This is a genomic window from Gilliamella sp. wkB108, assembly GCF_001690195.1.
GTDB classification, from domain to species: Bacteria; Pseudomonadota; Gammaproteobacteria; order Enterobacterales; family Orbaceae; genus Gilliamella; species Gilliamella apicola_L.
The window spans coordinates 1-2,618 of record NZ_LZGM01000067.1 but is presented as its reverse complement, the minus strand read 5'-3'; the positions used below and the strand labels follow the sequence as shown (position 1 = coordinate 2,618).

The following is a 2,618-nucleotide window of genomic DNA, read 5'->3' as shown; positions in this document are numbered from 1 at the left end:
TATCATTTTCCGCCAAAGCCATATATATAATACCAGTATATAAAATATCATTAAATTTGAAATAAAAAACTGGAAAATAAAGGCCACCAGTAGCAAAACCTGAATCGTGAGATACCGATTTAACGTCAACTAAAAAATCTTGCTCATTAAATCTTAGTGGTGTTTTGTTGTTAGCCGAAATTTGTATTTCATGAAATTTGTTCCAATAATAGTATTTTTTTAATTGTTTAGAAGAATAAGGTAATTTTATTTGTTGATAAAACCGTAACTCTTTCTTTATATTGGCTGAAAATGCAATATTTATATTTAACAAAATTAATAAGCAAATAATTACAAAATTTTTTAAAAATTTCATTTCTTAATTTCCTTAATTTTATTTATGCCAAATTCAACATATAAGAGGTTGTTGGTTTCTGGTTTTGTTTTATGAGAAATATTATTTAGGATGAGCTAATAAAACTTATGAAGAAAATATCTTTTATGTCATTCTAATTTATACTTAATCACATTTATTATTCAAAATTAATATTTCCTTTATCATCAATAAAATAATAACTTGTTTTGTGTTGCTCAGTCATAAGTTTGTCTGTTTCAATATCTATGCAATACTCTGCTTCTGTTATTTCAAATTTTTTATTTTTATAAATTCTTATTTTTTTTCGATATGAACATTCAGCGGCAGCACCATCAACTGCAATAATTTTACTGATAAAGTTATAATTTTTATCAAAAATCTGCATTTCCAGTGTAGGAAGATTATAATATGAGTCTTGGTCATTATGATCCCAATAGGCAAAAAGAAATATGTTTAGATTTTTGTCGAGTGGGATTTTTTTAAACAATATCGCTTTATCTGTATAAGGTTTCCTATGTTCAATCATACCTTGTAAGGGGGTGTCAGAATTAAAAAGTGAATTTAGCGAGTTATTTTCATCGTAAATCTCTTTATTATCTGCAAAAAATTTTCTCAAAGAATAATGTTCTTCGGATAAAATACTTTTTGGATATTCTTTGAATTCATAAAGGATAGCGTACTTATGAGTTCTACTTTGGGTTTCAGCAAAAGAAAAGAACGATATAATTAAAATACCTATAGAAAAAAATTTAAATTTAATCACCCGTTACTCCTTTATATTAATAATTCCTTTAAAATCAAAACCACATATATGTAAATGGTGATGATGCCTGTATCCTCCTGCTGCATCATTTCGCATATGTTTTGTATGGACAAGTAATGTGTTGGCTTGTTTTTTATATGTAAAATATTCAGAGTACATTAATGAAGTCCTAGCCCAACCAAATTTATACAATGCTATATTAAATTTTTCTTGTTTTTCAAAGTCGAAAAATGAATCAGATAACTCTGTTCTTTCACCATTTTCATTGGTTGATATATACCTTAAATCACCAGCAACTCCATTTATATGCGCTTTACTTTCGACAGATTTAGCATCATAAGTACTGAAACCATTAAAGCCCATACAATCAATATTTAATTCTAGCATAGCACCAAGTAAGCCAGCAAAACAATCAGGATTTATATACCATCTAAAATGATCACTGTTGAATGTTGCAAATTTTGCTTTAACATTACCATCAGATGAACAGTATCCTTCTTCAAATTCTTTAACATTAATTAATTCCACATCATAATTTTGTCTAATATTACCTCTCGCCATAGCTTTAGTAATATGAACTGTAAAAATTCCTAATTCATGTTCTTTATTACTTTTATCGTGATAAACATATTTATATTTTTTCTCATATCCTAATAATATTTCACTAGGAGTATGTTTTTCAATCTTACCTTTTTGATAAATATGATACGTTGTAATACCTGCTAATGGTTTAAAATAATTCATCATTGATATAGGATGGATATACCAAGCTTTACCGTCTTGATTTAGTGTGGCTGGGGGTGAGGTATCGGTTTGTGCTGTTTGGGTATTTGCTCCATTCACATTACCCGCATTATCCTCTGTCGTTGGTTGATTTTGATTGGCTAATCCATTAACCACATCTTTCCACCATAAGCATTTTTTGATTTTCTCTTTCTCTTTTTCCCACATCTCAACTTTTACTTCTAACTCATGCATATAATTATAGTCTTTAAACTGTTCTTGATTGAGCTTTTCTTTTGGGTTTTCTTCATAATTTTCCGGAAATCGGTTTATTCTCTCTCGTCGCTGATTTAATCCTATTGCTTCTTCTGAGTCCGCCGTTTTTCCTATATTTTTTAAATAGGCATCGCGTTTTGCTTCATCTCCATCTTTTAAATAACCTAAGACATTTTCAGCATCGTCTGTCATCTCACTATTTAACGCTTCCCATTCCGGCATCTTACCGTCTGTACCTACTTCACTATACCATTCACTTTGATAATTAATTAATAAACGCCCTAACGCCTCAAATAATATCGGTTTTTCAATTATTCCTCTAAAACATTCACTCGTTATACAGGCATACCTCTGAGTTTCTGGTGAATCGATCGGATATTGTCTGTCTAATATTGACAATGTTGTTTTTAAGGTCGGTTTGTATTTATCTAATGACGGATTATCCTTATTGCGTTTTTCTGATAATTTCACATCCTTATAAAACTCCACTAAGCTAGCACT

The 2,618-nt window shown here is 29.5% G+C and carries 3 protein-coding genes; all 3 read right to left on the bottom strand.

The features are described 5' to 3' along the window. Positions 1-355: hypothetical protein (locus A9G11_RS06670; RefSeq protein WP_141674367.1), on the bottom strand; the 355-nt coding region annotated here is incomplete at its 3' end. Positions 356-512: 157 nt separating this feature from the next. Beyond that, on the bottom strand, positions 513-1,118 hold the full coding sequence (locus A9G11_RS06665; RefSeq protein WP_065618722.1) for a hypothetical protein: 606 nt from the start codon (positions 1,116-1,118) through the stop codon (positions 513-515). Positions 1,119-1,121: 3 nt separating this feature from the next. Beyond that, the coding region (locus A9G11_RS06660) for a hypothetical protein (protein WP_081298452.1) at positions 1,122-2,618 on the bottom strand (1,497 nt) is incomplete at its 5' end.